16 protein-coding genes are annotated in these 17,968 nt (G+C 70.9%); 3 read left to right on the forward strand and 13 right to left on the reverse strand.

Annotated features, from left to right (window positions below; translation table 11 throughout):
- Positions 1-43: 43 nt before the first annotated feature.
- The gene (locus ACFC1J_RS11140; protein ID WP_375905534.1) at positions 44-1,768 is read left to right on the forward strand and encodes an aldehyde dehydrogenase family protein; all 1,725 of its coding nucleotides are present in this window, start codon (positions 44-46) and stop codon (positions 1,766-1,768) included.
- Between the two features lie 45 nt (positions 1,769-1,813).
- On the opposite strand, the gene ACFC1J_RS11145 is transcribed toward ACFC1J_RS11140, so the two are convergent.
- A complete protein-coding gene (locus ACFC1J_RS11145) occupies positions 1,814-2,701 on the reverse strand; it encodes a neutral zinc metallopeptidase (protein WP_375905537.1) in 888 nt (295 codons plus the stop codon).
- Between the two features lie 84 nt (positions 2,702-2,785).
- Between ACFC1J_RS11145 and ACFC1J_RS11150 the strand changes: the two genes are divergently transcribed.
- Positions 2,786-3,778, forward strand: a complete 993-nt coding sequence (locus ACFC1J_RS11150; protein ID WP_375905540.1) for a malate dehydrogenase — start codon at positions 2,786-2,788, stop codon at positions 3,776-3,778.
- Between the two features lie 464 nt (positions 3,779-4,242).
- Here the strand turns inward: ACFC1J_RS11150 and ACFC1J_RS11155 are convergent, their stop codons facing one another.
- Positions 4,243-4,527, reverse strand: coding sequence for a GIY-YIG nuclease family protein (locus ACFC1J_RS11155; RefSeq protein WP_375905543.1), 285 nt, complete (start codon positions 4,525-4,527; stop codon positions 4,243-4,245).
- A 216-nt stretch (positions 4,528-4,743) separates the two neighbouring features.
- The gene (locus tag ACFC1J_RS11160) at positions 4,744-5,784 is read right to left on the reverse strand and encodes an NAD(P)-dependent alcohol dehydrogenase (RefSeq protein ID WP_375905546.1); all 1,041 of its coding nucleotides are present in this window, start codon (positions 5,782-5,784) and stop codon (positions 4,744-4,746) included.
- Between the two features lie 130 nt (positions 5,785-5,914).
- On the opposite strand from ACFC1J_RS11160, the gene ACFC1J_RS11165 reads away from it, so the two are divergent.
- Positions 5,915-6,400 carry a recombinase family protein gene (locus ACFC1J_RS11165; protein WP_375905549.1) on the forward strand — a complete coding sequence of 162 codons (486 nt, stop codon included), beginning with the start codon at positions 5,915-5,917 and terminating at the stop codon, positions 6,398-6,400.
- 64 nt (positions 6,401-6,464) lie between these two features.
- Here ACFC1J_RS11165 and ACFC1J_RS11170 read toward each other — a convergent pair whose 3' ends face one another.
- From ACFC1J_RS11170 to ACFC1J_RS11215, 10 genes are all read right to left on the reverse strand, one after another.
- Positions 6,465-7,118 (reverse strand): hypothetical protein, encoded by a 654-nt coding sequence (locus ACFC1J_RS11170; RefSeq protein WP_375905552.1) that lies wholly within the window; start codon positions 7,116-7,118, stop codon positions 6,465-6,467.
- Positions 7,119-7,150: 32 nt separating this feature from the next.
- A complete protein-coding gene (locus ACFC1J_RS11175; protein WP_375905555.1) occupies positions 7,151-7,945 on the reverse strand; it encodes a hypothetical protein in 795 nt (264 codons plus the stop codon).
- Positions 7,942-8,547 carry a hypothetical protein gene (locus ACFC1J_RS11180; RefSeq protein WP_375905557.1) on the reverse strand — a complete coding sequence of 202 codons (606 nt, stop codon included), beginning with the start codon at positions 8,545-8,547 and terminating at the stop codon, positions 7,942-7,944. Before ACFC1J_RS11180 ends, ACFC1J_RS11175 begins: the two co-directional genes overlap by 4 nt.
- A gap of 64 nt (positions 8,548-8,611) precedes the next feature.
- Positions 8,612-9,826 carry a hypothetical protein gene (locus ACFC1J_RS11185; RefSeq protein WP_375905560.1) on the reverse strand — a complete coding sequence of 405 codons (1,215 nt, stop codon included), beginning with the start codon at positions 9,824-9,826 and terminating at the stop codon, positions 8,612-8,614.
- Complete coding sequence (locus ACFC1J_RS11190) at positions 9,826-10,164, reverse strand: hypothetical protein (RefSeq protein WP_045272667.1); 339 nt, start codon at positions 10,162-10,164, stop codon at positions 9,826-9,828. The genes ACFC1J_RS11185 and ACFC1J_RS11190 overlap by 1 nt, the downstream gene beginning before the upstream one ends.
- A gap of 148 nt (positions 10,165-10,312) precedes the next feature.
- Positions 10,313-10,600, reverse strand: coding sequence for a WXG100 family type VII secretion target (locus ACFC1J_RS11195; protein WP_052674178.1), 288 nt, complete (start codon positions 10,598-10,600; stop codon positions 10,313-10,315).
- A gap of 123 nt (positions 10,601-10,723) precedes the next feature.
- On the reverse strand, positions 10,724-15,235 hold the full coding sequence (locus ACFC1J_RS11200; RefSeq protein WP_375905565.1) for an FtsK/SpoIIIE domain-containing protein: 4,512 nt from the start codon (positions 15,233-15,235) through the stop codon (positions 10,724-10,726).
- Positions 15,236-15,299: 64 nt separating this feature from the next.
- Positions 15,300-16,727: an RDD family protein gene (locus ACFC1J_RS11205; RefSeq protein WP_375905568.1), complete on the reverse strand. Its 1,428-nt coding sequence runs from the start codon at positions 16,725-16,727 to the stop codon at positions 15,300-15,302.
- Positions 16,728-16,844: 117 nt separating this feature from the next.
- Positions 16,845-17,132, reverse strand: a complete 288-nt coding sequence (locus ACFC1J_RS11210; protein ID WP_052674178.1) for a WXG100 family type VII secretion target — start codon at positions 17,130-17,132, stop codon at positions 16,845-16,847.
- 129 nt (positions 17,133-17,261) lie between these two features.
- Positions 17,262-17,900: a hypothetical protein gene (locus ACFC1J_RS11215; protein WP_375905571.1), complete on the reverse strand. Its 639-nt coding sequence runs from the start codon at positions 17,898-17,900 to the stop codon at positions 17,262-17,264.
- Between the last annotated feature and the right edge of the window lie 68 nt (positions 17,901-17,968).

The raw sequence follows: 17,968 nt of genomic DNA on the forward strand, positions 1-17,968 counted from the left end.
CGAGCGCGTACGCTGAACGAAGACCGCGCCGAAGGAGATCCCGATGCCAGACACCCTCGCCGATGACGTCCGCGCACCGATCGAGAGCGCGATCGATGATCTCCAGAAGGGATCCGCGGCCTGGTCCGCTCTCACGGTCGGCCAGCGCGTGACGCTGCTGCGCGGCGTACGGCGCACCGTCTCCGCGAACGCACGAGCCTGGGCGCGCGCCGCCGTGCGCTCGAAGCAGCTGAGCGACGACCACCCGCTCCGCGGCGAGGAGTGGCTGAGCGGCCCCTACGCGACGCTCGGCGCGCTGGACGCCTACATCGAGACGCTCGACCGCATCGCGTACGGCCGCAACCCGCTCGACGGCCTCACGATCGACCGCACCGCGAGCGGGCAGACCCGCGTGCGTGCGTTCCCGCTCGAGGGCATCGACAAACTGCTGCTCTCGGGTTTCACGGGCGAGGTGTGGCTCACCCCCGGCGTCACGCCCGGCGACGCCAGGGCCCGTGCGGGGCTCGCGCAGCGCACTCCAGCACCCGACGACGGGGGCATCGGCCTCGTGCTCGGCGCCGGCAACATCACCTCGATCCCCGTGCTCGACGTGCTCTACGAACTGCTCGCGCACGACCGCGTGGCGCTGCTCAAGGTCAACCCCACGCAGGACGCCCTCGTGCCGGTGTTCGAGAAGGCCCTCGCGCCGCTCATCGCCCCCGGCTTCCTGCGGATCGTCCGCGGCGCGGGCGACGTCGGCGCCTACCTCACCGCGCACGACGCCTTCGCGCACGTGCACATCACCGGATCCTCCCCGACCTTCGACGCGATCGTGTGGGGCACGGGACCGCAGGCCAAGCGCCGCAAGCGCGAGGACCGGCCGCGACTGAAGAAGCCGATCACGGCCGAGCTCGGCGGTGTCTCGCCGATCATCGTCGTACCGGGGCATTGGAGCGACGAGGATCTGCGCTTCCAGGCCGAGCACGTCGCCACGATGCGCCTGCAGAACGGCGGGCACAACTGCATCGCGGGCCAGGTCGTGCTCCTGTCCCGCGACTGGGCGCAGAAGGACCAGTTCCTGATCGAGCTGCGCCGCGCTTACGCGCTCGCGCCGGAGCGCCCCATCTGGTACCCGCGTTCGGACGAGCGCATGGCGCAGGCTGCCGACGCCTATCCCGACGCGCTCGTGCTGGCGGACCGGCTGCTCGTCGAGATCGGCGAGGCCGACGACCCGTCCGCTCTGGAGCAGACCGAGTACTTCGCCCCCGTGCTGGGCGTGGAGCAGCTGTCCGGCACGGGCCAGGCGTTCCTGGATGCCGCCGTCGCGCACGCGAACGAGAAGCTGCAGGGCACCCTCGGCGCGAACGTCCTGATCGACCCGGCCACGGAGGCGTCGCTCGGCGCGGGCTTCGAGCGGGCGATCACCGCGCTGCACTATGGATCCATCGCGATCAACACCTGGACCGCGTTCGGCTTCATCACCCCCACGGTGACCTGGGGCGCCTTCCCCGGCAACACGCTCGCCGATGTGGGCAGCGGGCTCGGCGTCGTGCACAACGCGCTGCTGCTGGCCGACGTCGAGCGTTCGGTCGTGCGCGGACCGTTCCGGCCGTTCCCGCGGTCGGCGTCGATCGTGCGCGACGGCGGACGGTTCACGATCCTGCCCAAGCCGCCGTGGTTCGCCTCGTCGCGCACGGCCGCCGAGGTCAGCGAGGGCCTGACCCGATTCCGCGCCCAGGGCGGCGTGCTCGCGCTGGTGCGCACGCTCGTGCAGGCGATGCGCGCGTAGCGCGGGGACGCCGCGTTTCGTCTCGCTGCGCTCGCTCAACGACCCCTACGGCGTGGCCACCGAGAACGTGTCGCACTGGCCCAGGCCGTTCTTGTAGCCGTTCGCGAACCAGTAGTCGCGCTGCTTGCTGGATCCGTGGGTCCAGCTCTCCGGGTTCGTGTAGCCCGCGGACTGCTGCTGGATGTGATCGTCGCCGACGGCCGCGGCGGCGTTCAGGGCGTCATTGATCTGCGCCTCGGTCGGTTTCTTGAAATAGGCGACGCCGTTCTTGTCCTTCTGGTCGGTCAAGTCGGCGATGAAGGCGCCCGCGTAGCAGTCGGCCTGCAGCTCGGTGCGCACGCCATTGCTGGTGGGGCCGGTCCCGTTGTTCGGATACTTCTCCATCGTGCCGGTGATGTTCTGGATGTGGTGCCCGTACTCGTGCGCCACGACGTACACCTGGGCGAGATCCCCGGCCTCTGCACCGAACTGCTGCTTGAGCAGCTGGAAGAACGTGGGGTCGATGTAGACCGTCTGATCCGAGGGGCAGTAGAACGGGCCCACGTCGTTCGATGCGGTGCCGCACGGCGTCGCGGTCGCCACGTCGACGCTGACCTGGCCCGGCTCGACGTACCCCTTCACGTGCTTGGCCCAGTACTGGTTCAGCGCGAGCTTGGTCGAGGCGACGCGGCAGTCGACGTTGCTGTTCGCGTCGGCCCCGGTGTTGCAGTTCTGCACGTAGCCTTCCGAGGAGGCCGTCGCCTGCGGCTGCCCCTGCGCGCCGGTCCCTCCGCCGAGAAGGCCGGAGAGGTCGACACCGGTGAAGGCGCTGATCAGCAGCACGACGACGGCGCCGAGACCGACCACGCCACCGCCGGCGATCGCGGCGGTGCGGCCGCCGCCACGCCGCTGGACCTTGTTGTCTGAGACATCGGCATCCGGGTTGAACGTCATGAGCACAGTTTTCCACGGTCCGCGCCCCGACGGGGAGGCATAGGCTCGCATTGAGCGTCGCGCCAGCGACCGAAGGGAGCCGAAGTGACCACCACGGTGACTCTGACCGGTGCGGGCGGGCAGATCGGCTACGCGCTGCTGTTCCGGATCGCGGCTGGCGACATGCTGGGCCCCGACGAGAAGGTGCGACTGCGGCTGCTCGAGATCCCGGCCGGGATCGCGGCTGCGGAGGGCGCTGCTCTCGAGCTCCAGGACGGCGCCTTCGGGCTGCTCGAGCACGTGGAGGTGACCGACGATCCGGCCGTGGGCTTCGACGGCGCCGACCACGCGCTGCTCGTCGGTGCGCGCCCGCGCGGCCCCGGCATGGAGCGCGGCGACCTGCTCGCCGCGAACGGCTCGATCTTCGGACCGCAGGGATCCGCGATCGCCGCGCACGCCGCGGCGGGCGTGCGCGTGACGGTGGTCGGCAATCCGGCGAACACGAATGCGCTCATCGCCGCGGCCTCCGCCGACGGCGTCCCGGCGGAGCGGTTCAGCGCGCTCACCCGGCTCGACGAGAACCGCGCCCGCGGCCAGCTCTCCGCGGCGCTCGACGCTCCGGTGGCCGACATCGCAGGCGTCACGATCTGGGGCAACCACTCCGCGACGCAGTTCCCCGACGTCGCCTACGCGACCGTCGCCGGGCGTCCCGTGCCGGAGGCTCTCGCCGCGCAGACCGGCGAGGTGCGCGCGTGGCTCGAGAGCACCTTCATCCCGCGGGTCGCCAAGCGCGGCGCCGAGATCATCCAGGTGCGCGGATCCTCCTCCGTGGCGTCCGCGGCGAGCGCGGCGATCGACCACGTGCGCGACTGGGCACTCGGCACCGGCGAACGGCGCACCAGCGCCGCCGTCGTCTCGCACGGCGAGTACGGCGTGCCGGAGGGCCTGATCAGCTCGTTCCCGGTGCGCGCGGTCGACGGCGAGTGGCGGATCGTCGAGGGGCTGGATCCCGACGCCTGGGCGCGCGAGCACATCGACCGCTCGGTCGCCGAGCTCGTCGAGGAACGCGACGCCGTCCGCGCCCTCGGGCTGATCTGACTCGGCGAGCGGTGGCCCGCCCCGGTCCCTGAGCGAGGAGCGGCAGGGTGCTCGCTGGGTGTCCGGGCACAACCGGTCCCTGAGCGAGGAGCGGAGCGACGAACTGCACAGGGGCGTCCTTCGTCTCGCTGCGCTCGCTCAGGAACCGAGGAGCGCACGGTCCCCGAGCGAGGAGCGGAGCGACGAACCGCGCAAGGGCGTCCTTCGTCTCGCTGCGCTCGCTCAGGAACCGAGGAGCGCACGGTCCCCGAGCGAGGAGCGAAGCGACGAACCGCACAGGGGCGTCCTTCGTCTCGCTGCGCTCGCTCAGGAACCGTGGAGCGCACGGTCCCTGAGCGAGGAGCGAAGCGACGAACCGCGCAAGGGCGTCCTTCGTCTCGCTGCGCTCGCTCAGGAACCGAGGAGCGCACGGTCCCCGAGCGAGGAGCGGAGCGACGAGACGATGGGCGCCGGTGGGAACGGGATCAGCGGCCGCGCGAACGCTTGCTCCACCCCTGCAGGTCGTCGTATCGCCCCTCGATCAGCGCAAGCTTCTTGGCCCGGTTCCAGCGATGGATCCTGCGCTCCCACGCGAACGCCTCATCGATGCGCTCGAACTCCGCGGTCCAGGCGAGCTCCACGGGAAGCCGGCGACGCGTGTAGTCGCCACCGAACCCTGCCTGATGCTGTTCCACCCTCCAGGCAAGATCCGTGGTGCTGCCCGTGTAGAAACTGCCGTCGACGCAACGGAGGATGTAGACGTGCGGCATGGTCGCACGGTACCGAATCGACCGCCGCACTCGCCGCGGTTATCCACAGGCGCCCTTCGTCTCGCGTAGCGGTCCCTGAGCGAGGAGCGCAGCGACGAGACGAAGGGCGCTCAGGAACCGGGAGGCGCAGGTCCGTCGTCTCGCGTAGCGGTCCCTGAGCGAGGAGCGCAGCGACGAGACGAAGGGCGCTCAGGAACCGGAGGAACGCTGCGACCGTCAGATCGTCGCGACGTCGATCACGAAACGGAACTTCACGTCGCTTGCGAGCACGCGCGCGTAGGCGTCGTTGATGCCCGCGGCGTCGATGAGCTCGATCTCGGCGGCGATCCCGTGCTCGGCGCAGAAGTCGAGCATCTCCTGGGTCTCCCTGATCCCGCCGATCGACGATCCGGCGAGCGAGCGGCGACCGCCCAGCAGCAGGCCCGCGCGGAACGACATGGGCTCCGGCGGCGCGCCGACGCTGACCATGGTGCCGTTCGTGTCGAGCAGGCTCAGGTACGCGTCCAGGGGCAGCGGGGCGCTGACGGTGTTCAGGGTCAGGTCGAACGAGCGCTTGTTCGCGGAGAACGTCTCCGGATCCGAGGTGGCGAGGTAGCGGTCGGCGCCGAGCCGGATCCCCTCGTCCTTCTTGCGCAGCGACTGCGACAGCACGGTGACCTCTGCGCCCAGGGCGTGCGCGATCTGGACGGCCATGTGTCCGAGCCCGCCGAGCCCGACGACCGCGACGCGCGTGCCGGAGCCGACGTTCCAGTGCCGCAGCGGCGAGTACGTGGTGATGCCGGCGCAGAGCAGCGGGGCCGCGCGATCGAGCGGGATCGCGTCGGGGATCCGCAGCACGAACGCCTCTGTGACGACGACCTGCCGGGAGTAGCCGCCCTGGGTGATCGTTCCGTCGCGGTCGGTCGCGCCGTAGGTGCCGGTCGCCCCGACCCTGCAGTACTGCTCCTCGCCGCGCAGGCACGCGTCGCAGGCGCCGCAGGAGTTCACCAGGCAGCCGACGCCCACCCGGTCACCCATGGCGAAGCGCGTGACGTCGGATCCTACCGCGGCGACCGTCCCGGCGATCTCGTGACCCGGGGCGAGCGGATAGTGCTGCGGACCCCAGTCGCCCTGCACCGTGTGGATGTCGGAGTGGCAGATGCCGGCGTAGGCGATGTCGATCACGACGTCGAGCGGGCCGGGCTCACGGCGCTCGATCGTGGTCGGGACGAGGGGCGCACCCTCGCTCGGTGCGGCGTAGGCGGCGACGACGGGCATGGCGCTCCTCAGGGCTCCGGGGGTGGGACAGTGCGAGCGTACTCCGCTCGGCGATGGGGCAGCTCCATCCGCACATCCCCGGACGCCGATGTCCGTGGGAGAAGGCACAATAGAGGCGGAGGCGGATGACATGGAAGCGACCACGCACGCGCACGGCGATGCGGACGGCACCACGGGTGCGCCGCTCGACGCCGCCCTCACCAGTCCGCTGCATCTCCCGCACGCGGCCGCGGAGTGCCCCAAGTGCTTCACCGAGCTGCAGCGGAACCGGGACTGGTGGTCGGCCAGGCCCGACGGATCCCGCCTGGTCGGCCTCGTCGTCGCCCGCGACGGCATGCCCTCGGTGGTGCAGCAGCGCGACGACCTCACCCGGTTCGGCGTGCCGATCGAGGGCTTCCGCCACCCCGCGCCGGACATCCTGGAGAGCTGGAACGACCGCATCGGCCGCCTCATCGACACGCTGCGTCCCGGTGACGTGCTGGTCGTCGCCAACATCCACGCCCTCGGACGCGACATCGACGAAGAGACGCGCACGGTCGCGGCCCTGCGCCGTCTCGGCGTGATGGTGAAGGTGCTCAGCCACGACGCACGCCACCTCGCCGACGCCGGGCGCTGACGCGCGCCACCCTCGCGCACGCCGGAGGCCGACGCCGTCACCGGCCCCGGACACCGAGGCCGGCTCAGGCGGAGGCGGCGCCCCCCGCAGGAAGCCACGCCAGGGTCGACACGCACAGGTCGAACAGCGTGCGCATCGCCACCATCGGCGGATCGTCCGCAGGCACGTCGACCGGACGCATGATCACGAGCACGAGCCGCAGCGCCCTGCGCCGCTGCGATCCCGGGATCGGCGTCAGGTACATCACGGTCGTGACCGCGACCCGCTCCCCCTCCAGGGTCTGCACCTCGTCGGTCTCCATGCGCAGGAAGCGCTTGTCCTCGAGCAGCGCGGTCGCGCCGCGCTCCGCGATCGCCTCTCGCACCACATCGTCGAGGTTCTCCCCGGCCGGGGCGCGCTGGATGCTGGCGGTCAGTGAGGCCGGCAGGTAGAGGGCCTCGGAGGCGTCGGCGGACGGCACGAACATCGCCACGGCCTCGACCCGGCGCATCTGCGTGAACGCATCACGCAGCAACCGGTCCATCTGCGCGTACAGGTCGGGGCGATGCGCCTGCATCAGGCGGCTGCGCATCGCGCCGAGCATGTCCTTCTCCACGGCCCCGTCCACGCTCCTGCGGGCCCACCCCGGGGGCAGCACAAGCGTGAAGTCCGGGTCGGGGGCGGCGCCCAGCTCCGCACGGAGGCTGACCCGCTCCGTCGATCCCTCGGGGGAGTTCATACGGTCTCCTTCCCGGCCCGTGCCGGCATCGTTCATGACGACATCCTCTGCGCGAGGAAGCCGGGCTCGGCCTCCAGCGCGCGCTGCGCGTCTGCGGGCGAGGCGATCCCGCGCCGGCGCAGGATCCCGATCGCCTCGGCGAGCTCGGAGCGGATCCGCTCCCGCTCCGCCGCGGGGATCGCGGCGATCGCGGCGCTGCGTCGCGCGATCGCGTCGGAGTCGGGCAGCGTCTCGGTCGCGGAATGACCGCGGCGCTCGTCTCCCTGCGTGCCGGGACGGCTCCGTCGGGCCAGCACCGCGACTGCCGCGCCGAGCAGGGCCGCCAGCACGGCGACCGCCGCCCACACCGGCCAGCCCGGCACCTGGTCGGCCGTTCCCCTGGCACTGATCATCACGGCCACGACGACGCCGACGACCGCCGCGATCCAGCCGCTCACCTCCGATTCCACGATGCTGCCGCCGAGCAGCCCGCGGATCAGCGTCACGGCCTGCCACACGGCGGAGGCGACCATCAGCCAGCCGGCGACGGAGATCGCGACGGCGGAGTCGGCGAGGACCAGCCCGAAGTCGCTCCCGCCGAGCGCGGTGAAGGCGAGCACCGGCAGCAGGACGAGCGCCAGCACGGGCAGCACCGCGAGGGTCAGCGCCAGCAGGAACCACGGGCTGCGCGCCTGTTGGCCGCGCCGCTCGAACGCCCCGGCCCCGCCGAGTTCGGCGAGCACTCTGGGACGCCCGCGGTACGCCCTCGCCTCAAGCTCCGCCCACGGCGCTCTGGCGCCGGTGGGCAGGTCGTTCGCCCACGCGGTCGCGCTGCGGTCGCGCTTCATCGGCTCTCCCCCGGCCACTCCTCGTCGGCCATCACGAGGCCGCGGTTCAGGTCGCCGCCCCGCCACGGCTCGCCGTCCACGAGGATGCGCAGATCATCCACAAGAGCCGCGACATGCGGTGTCGCGAGCAGGAAGGCGTCGGCGAGCACCGGCTCCAGCGTCACCACCGCCATGACGGCGTCATCGGCGAACACCGCCTGCCAGCCTCGTGTCGCGATCTGTTCGGATCCGGGCACCTCGCCGTCGAAGATCCACTGGCATCCGCTGCCGAGATGCTCCGAGGCCGAGACCGCACGCCAGGATGCGGCGCCCTCGCGGATGCGGCGACGGACCTCCTCCAGCCCCGGGGACTCCTGCACGGAGACCCGGACGACGAAGGGGAATCCGTCCCGCGGCCAGAGCTGCAGCGCCAGAACGTCGTGCGGCGTCACGGCCGTGGCGGCATGCGCGATGAACTCGGCGCGCAGCTCGACCGGCATCGGCGCGATGCCGGCGGCCTCGCCGAGACGCCCGGCTGCCGCAGCCACCCAGTCCGTGCCGCTGCGTCCGGTGAGCACGACGACGCGCTCCTCGTCGATCCCGACCTCGGCAACCGCTCTCATCCGCACCCCTCCGTCACCAGCATGTCATCCCCGCCGCAGCGCGGCGGACGGACGCCCTGCGGCGTCACTTGTCGCCGGCGATGGCGTGCACGATCGCGGAGTTGATCGATCCGCCGGATCCCGGGATGTTCCCGACGATCGTGTTGGCGCGGGAGTACATGGTCCACCCGACGCTGATCAGGATGTCGGGAGCGCTGGACATGTTGTTCAGCGCCGTCGCCCCCTTGCCGGTGAAGAACCGCGCGATCGAGTCGACGGCGCGGCCGTCCGCGCCGTGGTTCTGCAGCAGCGTGCCGAAGAAGTTGCGGGCTCCGGTGCCGAAGGACCCCGTGAATTTGAAGGCGGCGGTGCCGCTGCCGAAGACCCTGGCGAGTTCCTGGCGGATGGGCGCGCGGCCGGCCCCGGTGAGCAGTCCGCCGAGCGCGCTGTCGGCGAAGCCCCGCAGCCCCTTCATCCCTCCGAACAGCTTGCCCATGCTGCCGAACGGTATGACGCCGATCGCCGCGATGATGACGTCGGTGAGCCCGGCGTCGTCGCGGCTCCACTGGTAGAGCGTGAGCGCCAGGGTCGCGATCGCGACGATCGCGGCGAGGGCGGCGATGATCGGCCCGCCGATGATGATCGCGGCGACGGTGAGGATGAGTCCGACGACCTTCAGCACCTCGAGTGCTCCCGCGACGAAGCCGTCGACGTCGTCCCAGAAGCCGTCCTTGATCTTGCCGCTGGTGGCCTTGCTGATGCCGTCGACGGCGGTGTCGAACGCGGTCTCCCAGGTGTCGTACTCGGAATCGAAGATGCGCGCCTCGGCGACGAACTCCTCGTGCTTCTGCTTCTTCGACGCGTCGTCCGCTGCGTTCTCGGTCGCCTCGTCCGAGCCCTCCTTGGGCGGCACGACCCACGTCGGGCGGTCTCCGGGCAGATACCCCGGCAGCCCGGCGAAGGTCGTCCACAGCTCCTCGCAGCTCTTCACGGCCGCGTTGAGCCGGGGCTGGACCTCGGAGAGCGTCGTCGCGTAGGAGACCAGCACCGGGCCGGTCGGGCGGTACAGCTCGCCGGCGAGCCTGAGCTGCTCGTGGGTGTCGCCCACGATCTCCTGCAGCTTCTCGATCGCCTCACCCTTCTGCCCCGAGCTCTTGTCGTGCAGCGACTTCAGGAACGAGGCGCTCTCGCCCATCGCATCGCCGAGAGCCGTGATCTCCGCACCGCGCTTCGAGATCGTGTCAGCGTTGCCCTTGAGGCGCTCGATGTGGCGCCCCTTGGGCGAACGTTCCATGTACATCAGGGCGTTCCGATCTTCCGCGGCGGGTTCTGTCCGGTGGCGTCGACTTCCATGCTCTTCGCCGTGTCCTCGTCCCACTTCTTGCAACCGTCGAGCACGCCCTGGACGTGCTCCTGGACCTTCCCGATGTCCCGGGCCAGATCGTGGCGCTTGTCGTCCCAGCGCGACTCGAAGTCGCCGACCTCATCCTTGAGCTTCGACTTCCCGAAGGGCGAGTCGATGGCGTCCTGCACCGCGTCGGTGCGAGAGGACGCCCCCTCCAGCTCCGTCACGATGTCCTTGAGCTTGAGACTCACCGCGCTCAGCTCCTCGTACTTGATCCAGATGGCCTCGGCCATGCGTTCCTCCCTCCGGTCCGACAACACCAACCTATGGAACCGCGTCGCGCGCGTCGATGGGGAGGACTCCCCATCGGATCCACGACGCGCACTCACGACGGAGGGACCGGGGCCGAAGCCGCCGGTCCCTCAACGTCGTGCAGCGGTGTCAGCCGCCGGCGAGCTGCGTGTCCAGATCCTGGATCGCACGCATCATCCCCAAAAGCGACTCCGACATGTCATTGATACCGTCCACCGCCTGCTTCAGACCCGTGGTCAGCTCCCCATACCCCTCACCGAACTTCCCCGACGCATGCTGCGTCTTGAAATCCTCACCCAACAGGTTGTCCACCTGCCCCTTCAGAGTGTCCAACTGACCCTGAATATCATCACGAGCCTGCGACAACGACGACGCCACCTGCTCCATCTCCGCATAAGACGCACCGAAATCAGCCACGCCACACCTCCGATAATCACTGGACCGGACCCGAACCGGCCCGACACCAAAAACCTAACAACCCCCACCCCACCCGTCGATGGGCAGCACTACCCATACCCCCGGGGCGGCTGACCGGCCGTTTCAGGCCAGCGTCTCCCCCTCGACCAGCGGCAGCTGCATGATCACCTGGCGACCCGCCTGCACGAAGATGCCCCGCCCTTCGGGGAAGTCGGTGCGCTTCACCTTCGGGAACGGCACCTTGAACACCGCGTCCCCGTCGAAGGCGTCCGGCTTGAGCACGATGCCCTTGCGGCCCGCCTTGAAGTCGCCGATGTAGCCGAACCCGCTCGTGGCCTGCGTCACGTCGAGGTCGCCGATCAGCAGGTGGTCGCTGCGGTTGATCGCCTGGAACAGCGCCTTCATGTCGCGCTCGGCCGGGGTGTCCGCGAACTGCGGCACGTCCTCGACGACGATGAGCAGCCGCACCGGCATCGACTCGTCACCCGCGAGCTCCGCGAGTTCCGCGGCGAGCTCCTTGGCGGCCTCCGGCGTGGTCGCGCTGCGCGTCCAGTCGGCGTAGTCCTTGAGGACGGATCGGCGGCCGCCGAAGTGGAACAGCTTGACCGCGGGGTCGAAGCGGCGCATGGACGTGATGATGCCCTTGAGCGCCGTGGTCTTGCCGGACAGCGGCGGTCCCGCCACGAGGAACGTGCCGATCGGGTCGAAGTCGCGCGCGGCGAGCGTGTCCTCCGCGACTCCCAGCACCGGGAACTCCCCGATGCGGTCGGGGAGCGCCGAGACCGGCAGGCGCGTCGGCAGCGATCCGATCTCGGCGACCTCGCGTGCTCCTGCGGAGCGCAGCGCTGCGGCCATGGCCTCGAGCAGCTTCGTCTGCTCCGCCACGTTCGGGGTGCCGCCGAGGGTCGCGATCTGCGTCTCGAGTCCGTCCACGATCGCGCGGCCCGGCGCGGACCGCTCGTCGAGCACATCCTTCGGGGCGTTCAGCATCGCGTACCCCGACTCGTCCGAGAGGCGCAGCACGACCTTGCGCGACACGTTCGCGCTGACCGCGGTGGGCACGGAACCGGAGCGGTCGGCGGTCGCGATCACGTGCACGCCGAGCGGGCGCCCCTCGCCGAGGATGCGCATGAAGGTCTGGTAGAACGGCATCCGCGCCGTGGTCGACTCCCACTCGCTGCGGAACTGCGGGAACCCGTCGAGCAGGAACAGGATGCGCGGCTCGTCGATCCCGGTGAGCTCGCGGTACTCGGTGAGGCTCGCGGCGTTCGCGGCGCTGAACCGCTTGCCGCGGTCGTCGAGCACGCGCGCGAGCGAGCGCAGGATGCGCTGCACGCGCTCCGCGTCGTCGCCGGAGATGACGGATCCGACCTGCGGCAGGATCTCGAGGCTCTTCAGCGCCCCGGATCCGAAGTCCAGCGCGTACACCTCGACGTTCGTGGACGCATCCGATCCCGCGGCGATCGCGAGGGTGCGCAGCACGGTCGACTTTCCCGCCCCGCTCGTGCCGTACACGAGCAGGGAGCCGTCGCGGTCCGGGACGAAGTAGGTGGGCTCCTGCAGCTGGCGGGCCGGCACGTCGGTCTTGCCGAGCAGGATCTGCCCGTCGCCGAGCGTGGGAAGATCGCGGATGTCGACCGCGTGCTCGAGGTCGTCGAGCCACGGACGGCGCGGCGCGGGGATGCCGGCCTGCCTCGCCGCGGCGACGAGGGTCGCGACGATCCGCTTCTGGTCGTTGGGCCCGAGGTCCCCGTCGTGACTGTCGGATTCGGGCTCCTGGTCGGGTTCCCAGAGCTGGGTGGATCCGAACCGCAGCTCGGCCACGCGCACGTCGGCGACCTGCTCCTCGTCCGTGGACCAGCCGCCGGCGTAGGCGGACTGGAAGGGCACGAGGCGGCCTGGACCGGTCTTCGCGATGCCGCGGCCGGGGATCGACGGCGGGAAGGACGCGGCGACGGCGTCGTCCACGACGTCCTTGGAGTCCGACTCGTCCGCCATGCGCAGCGCCACGCGCAGGTTGGTGTTGGCGCGGAGGTTGTCCTTGATCACGCCGGCGGGGCGCTGCGTGGCCATGATCAGGTGGATGCCGAGGGAGCGACCACGCTGGGCGATGTCGACGACGCCGTCGACGAACTCCGGCACCTCGCCGGCGAGGGCGGCGAACTCGTCGATCACCAGCACGAGCGCGGGCGGGGTGTCCGGGTCGCGGCGCTTCTCGAGCTCGAGCAGGTCCTTCGCCTTCTTGCGGTTGAAGAGGTGCTCGCGGTGGTGCAGCTCGGCGCGGAGGCTCGTGAGCGCGCGGCGCACGAGGTGCGGGCTGAGGTCGGTGACCAGGCCCACGGTGTGCGGCAGGTCGACGCAGTCGGCGAACGCGGATCCGCCCTTGTAGTCGACGAAGAGGAACGTGACCCGGTCGGGGCTGTGCGCGGCGGCCATGCCGAGCACCCACGCCTGCAGGAACTCGCTCTTTCCCGCGCCGGTGGTGCCGCCGACGAGGGCGTGCGGGCCCTGGGTGCGCAGGTCGAGGGTCATCGCGTCCGTCTGCGACTGACCGATGATGGCACGAAGGTTGCCCGCCTTCTTGAGCCGCGACTGCGGCGCACCGGAGCGGTCGATGATCGTGTTGTTCTGCCGCCAGCGGTCGATCACGCTGGTGGGATCCGACGCCGTCTCGGATCCGACCAGCGAGAGGAACATGACCGAGTTCGGGATGTCGGAGGAGTCCTCCACGACGGTCGAGGCGTCCACGACCGGGGCGAGGCGCTTGGCGAACATGGTCATATAGGCGTGCGAGACGCCCTCGACCTTCACGTCGGGGTAGGCGACACCGCTGCGGACCGTGCCGACCCTCGCGTGCTCGAGACCGGCCGTCACATCGATGAAGCTGCGGCAGGCGGCCGGCAGCGCCTCCACCACGGGGGCGACGAACAGGGCGTAGACGCCGACGTCGGCGCCGCGCTCGAGGATCTGGGTGAGCCGGGCGCGATCGACGGGGGCGTCGTTGGTGACGATGACGAGCACCGCCGCCTGCCCCGCGAACGTGGATTCCTCGGCGGCGCGCTTGACGTCGGTGCCGTAGCGCATCGGATCCCAGTCGTCCCCGTAGGGCAGGCGCTGGGCCGCTGCCGCCTTGGAGCGGCGCATCACGATCTCCTCGAGCCCGTTCAGCAGCGCGGTGCCCGTGGACGCGGAGTCGGCCAGCGCCATCTCCTTGAACGGATTGCGCTCGCTCGAGGTGTGCGGCAGCCAGGTGAGCCAGTCCAGCTCGTTCGCCCAGCCGGGCTCGGTGAGCGCGACCGCGACGAGCTCGTTCGACGAGTGCATGCCGAACAGCTGCACGGCCAGTCCCCGCAGCGCATCGCCCGCGGCCGAGGTGGGACCGGCGACGCCGAGGGATCCCACGCTCTGCAGCGACTCGAGGATCGGCACGTCGTCGATCACGCGGTAGCGCTCCTCGAGGCGATCGACCCGTTCCACGAACTCGGGCAGCGCCTCGGCGGCCTCGGTGCGGGTGATCGTGGTGCGGGACAGGTCGGAGCAGGTGCCCAGTCGCACCGCGAGGAAGTTCCAGTGCTCCGGACGCCGGGTCCACAGCAGCGGCCCGAGCCGCATCGCCTCGTCGAACACGACCGCGACGGCGGGCACCTCGTTGTTGCGCACCGCGTGCTCGCGGGGGCGCGCGTGGTAGAGCTTCTCCTCGAGGCGCTCGAACTGGTCCTCGAACAGCTCGGCCTCCTTGCGCAGGCGCTGGCCGAGGTTGGTCTTCTGCGAGATGAAGTTGCCGAACATCATCATCGGGCTCGCCGCCGCCATGAGCAGCGAAAGCGGACGCTGAGTCACGGCGTACATCGTCACCGCGAGCAGGATCGGCGCGACGAGCATGGGCCAGGGGAACAGCCGCTGCACCTGGTCCCTGGGGTAGCGCGGCTCATCCACCTCCTCGCCGGCGAAGCGCTCCTCGACCCGCGGGCTGCGGTTGAACAGCAGCGCACCGCCGCGTTCGAGCACCGGATCCTGATCCGCGGCGCTGCCGTCGAAGTCGCCGACCAGGCGCACCACGATCTCGCTGTCGCCGAGCGTGAAGGGCTGCCCCGGGATCACCCGCAGGCGCTGCACCAGGCCGCCGTCGATGAGGATCCCGTTCGCCGAGTTCAGATCGACGAGTTCGACGAACGTTCCGGCGACCTCGATCCGGGCGTGCTTCTTCGAGACGAGCGGATCGGCGAGGTGCACGTCGGCGGTGGCCTCGCGGCCGATCACGAAGTGGCCGATCGGCAGGGAGAACTCCTGCCCGGCGGCGGGACCGGAGAGCACTCGCAGATGCGCCGCGGGGCGAGCGCCCGCCGTGCCGGTCGCGATCCGGTCGGCGCCGAGGTTCACGATCTCGGCGAGGAATCCGGATCCGACCGGGGCGTCGCCGATCGCGAGGTCGGGGTTCAGCGTCACCAGGCGTTCGCTCGTGGGCGGCGCGACCGAGAGCGTGAGCGTCTCGCCGTGCCCGACGCGGATCGCGCGCAGCGGATCCGTCGTCGCGATGTGGTGCGCGACATCGGCCACCGTGGCCGTGGAGTCGGCGGTGACGACGACGTCGGTGAGCGGTGCGCCCGGGCGGCGCAGGGTGAGCTTGACCTTCATCGGTGATCCTCCGGGCGGCGCTCGCGCGCTGTCGTTTCTGCGGCGGCCGCGCGGGCGCCGGGGGTCATGCCTGCTCCACGCGCAGGCTGCGATCGCCGAAGCGCAGCACATCGCCCGCGCGCAGCTCTGCGGGGTGCCCCGGGGTCAGCGGGTGCTCCGCGCCGTCGCGCACGATCGAGCTGCCGTTGGTGGAGCCGCGGTCGACGGCGACCACGCCGCGACGCGAGAGCAGGATCGCGACGTGGGTCTTGGAGACCGAGCGCGTCTCGTCGGGAACCCGCACGAGCTGGGCGTCGCCGTCTCCGTCGCCCGTCGCCGGCGCGCGCCCGATGAGCGTGGCGGTGCGCACCTCGATCCGCTCGCCGTTGTCGATCACGAGGATCGCGCGGGGGGCGTCTGGCCCGGAGGCCGTTCCCGGTGCCGGTGCGGGTGCGGGCGCGGGTGCCGGTGCGGGTGCGGGCGCGGGTGCCGGTGCGGGTGCGGGTGCGGCGGGAGTCTCCACCGGCGCGATCGTCGGAGGCTGCCAGGCAGCAGCGGCGGGCGTCGCGGGCGGGGCGAAGCCGGCGGCGGGAGCGCCGGTCGGCGCGGGTACCGGGGCCGCGGGTACCGGGGTCTCGGGTACCGGCGCAGGAGCGCCGGCCGGCGTGGCCAGGGACGGCACGCCCGCGACAGGCGCGCCGACACCGGCACCGGAGGCGGCGACCGGGGCACCGGACGCCACGGCGACCGGGGCCGCGGCGCGGTGCGCGCCCACGACCCCGCCGGAGAAGCGTCCTGTCGGCACGTACATCGCCGGGGCGTCGCGGTCGACCGGCGTGGCCAGCGAGGGCAGCTCGGGCGCGGCCTCGTGCACCTCGGCGGTGATCTGCTTGCGGGCGATGCGCATGCGCTTGCCGTCATAGGGGTTCAGCCCCCGGCGCACGTCGACGAGCCAGGTGGCCGCGGCCCGGTCGGGCCATCCGCACCCGCGCCGCTCGGGGTCGAACAGGGGAGACAGCGCGATCACGAGCAGCGGTCCCACCGCCGGCACCAGGAACGACGCCGCGAGGATCAGGTAGCGCACCACGGCGCCGCGCCAGAAGCCCGGCTTCTCCAGCGTGCGGACGTTGACGGTGCGGATCCCGCACGCGGCCTTGCCGAGCGTCACTCCCTTGAGGCCGTGCAGGATGAGCTGCACGAGCGTGTAGACGAACATGAGCGCGTAAGAGACGATCAGCGGGAGCAGGATCCAGATCAGGTCCGTGCGGGCCAGCAGCCCCGACGGATCCGCAGCGCCCTGCAGCACCAGGTTCGTGCCGGCGATCGCTCCGGGGGTGGCGATGACCAGTGCCACGACCAGCTCGAGGAGGGTCGACAACACCCGCGCACCCGCGCGGGCCGGGACGAGCCCGATCGCCTGCGCATACGCCGGATCGGGACGCCCCTGCGCATCCAGACCCTCGATGTCGGTGGTCTGGGCCGGAATCTCCCAGATGTCGTTCGACAGGCTCATATCCCCTCACGTTATCAAGGCGGCGGGCCGGAGCCCGGTACGCCGCTGCTCGCCCGCGAAACGCGGAAACGGGGGCCGGTGGACGCGCCACCCGCCCCCGCAGCACAGAGCGCGGTGTCAGCCGCCGGCGAGCTGCGTGTCCAGATCCTGGATCGCACGCATCATCCCCAGAAGCGACTCCGACATGTCATTGATACCGTCCACCGCCTGCTTCAGACCCGTGGTCAGCTCCCCATACCCCTCACCGAACTTCCCCGACGCATGCTGCGTCTTGAAATCCTCACCCAACAGGTTGTCCACCTGCCCCTTCAGAGTGTCCAACTGACCCTGAATATCATCACGAGCCTGCGACAACGACGACGCCACCTGCTCCATCTCCGCATAAGACGCACCGAAATCAGCCACGCCACACCTCCGATAATCACTGGAACCAGACCCGAACCGGCCCGACACCAAAAACCTAACAACCCCCACACAACCCCGTCGATGGGCAGCACTACCCATCGCGACGCGATCAGCGCCGGGGCGTGTGCGTCAGTCGCCGTACGGCGCCTTCGGCGGTGCCGTCACCACGGGCTGCGGCTCGACGGGGGATCCGTCCTCGTTGAAGTAGACGGGGCTGCCGACCGGGAAGTAGAAGAGCGGCACGGAGTCCGGCCCCTCGGTCGCAGGGAGCGAGCGCCAGGTCAGCGTGTCGCTCCCCCGCGCCTCGTCGTCGGTGACCATCCGCGACAGCTCGCCGGCGTTCCCCGGCGCGCACGGGGTGTCCGCCGAGACCTCCACCCGTGACGCCCCCGGAACGACCGTGACCACCACGCGGCCCAGGGCCTCGTCCTCGGCGACGAGGTTCCATTCGGCGGCGTCACCCTTCCCGTATCCCTCGGCCTCGCCCTTGAGCCCCGCATTGCGGAAAGCCGCGATCGCGGCTGCGCTCATCGTCTCTCCGTCCACGCCGGGCAGGGTGACCTCGCGTCGATAGCTGAACCGGTACCCGAGATCGCCGCCGCCTTCCAGGGAGCAGCCGATCGGCACGGCCCCGTACCCGCCGGTCGGGACGGTCCAGTCGCCCTCGTGCACGCCCATGAGCACCGTATGCATCGTCGTCGCCATCGCGAGATAGCGCTGTTCGCCGTCGCGGTAGAGCGCATCACGCTGCGGAACCTGCGCAGGCACACCGCATCCTGTCATCGTCAGCACCAATCCGGCGGCGGCTGCCGCCCACATGTGTCGCACAGCCGACA

It is taken from the genome of Microbacterium sp. NPDC056052, from assembly GCF_042266785.1.
GTDB lineage: Bacteria > Actinomycetota > Actinomycetes > Actinomycetales > Microbacteriaceae > Microbacterium.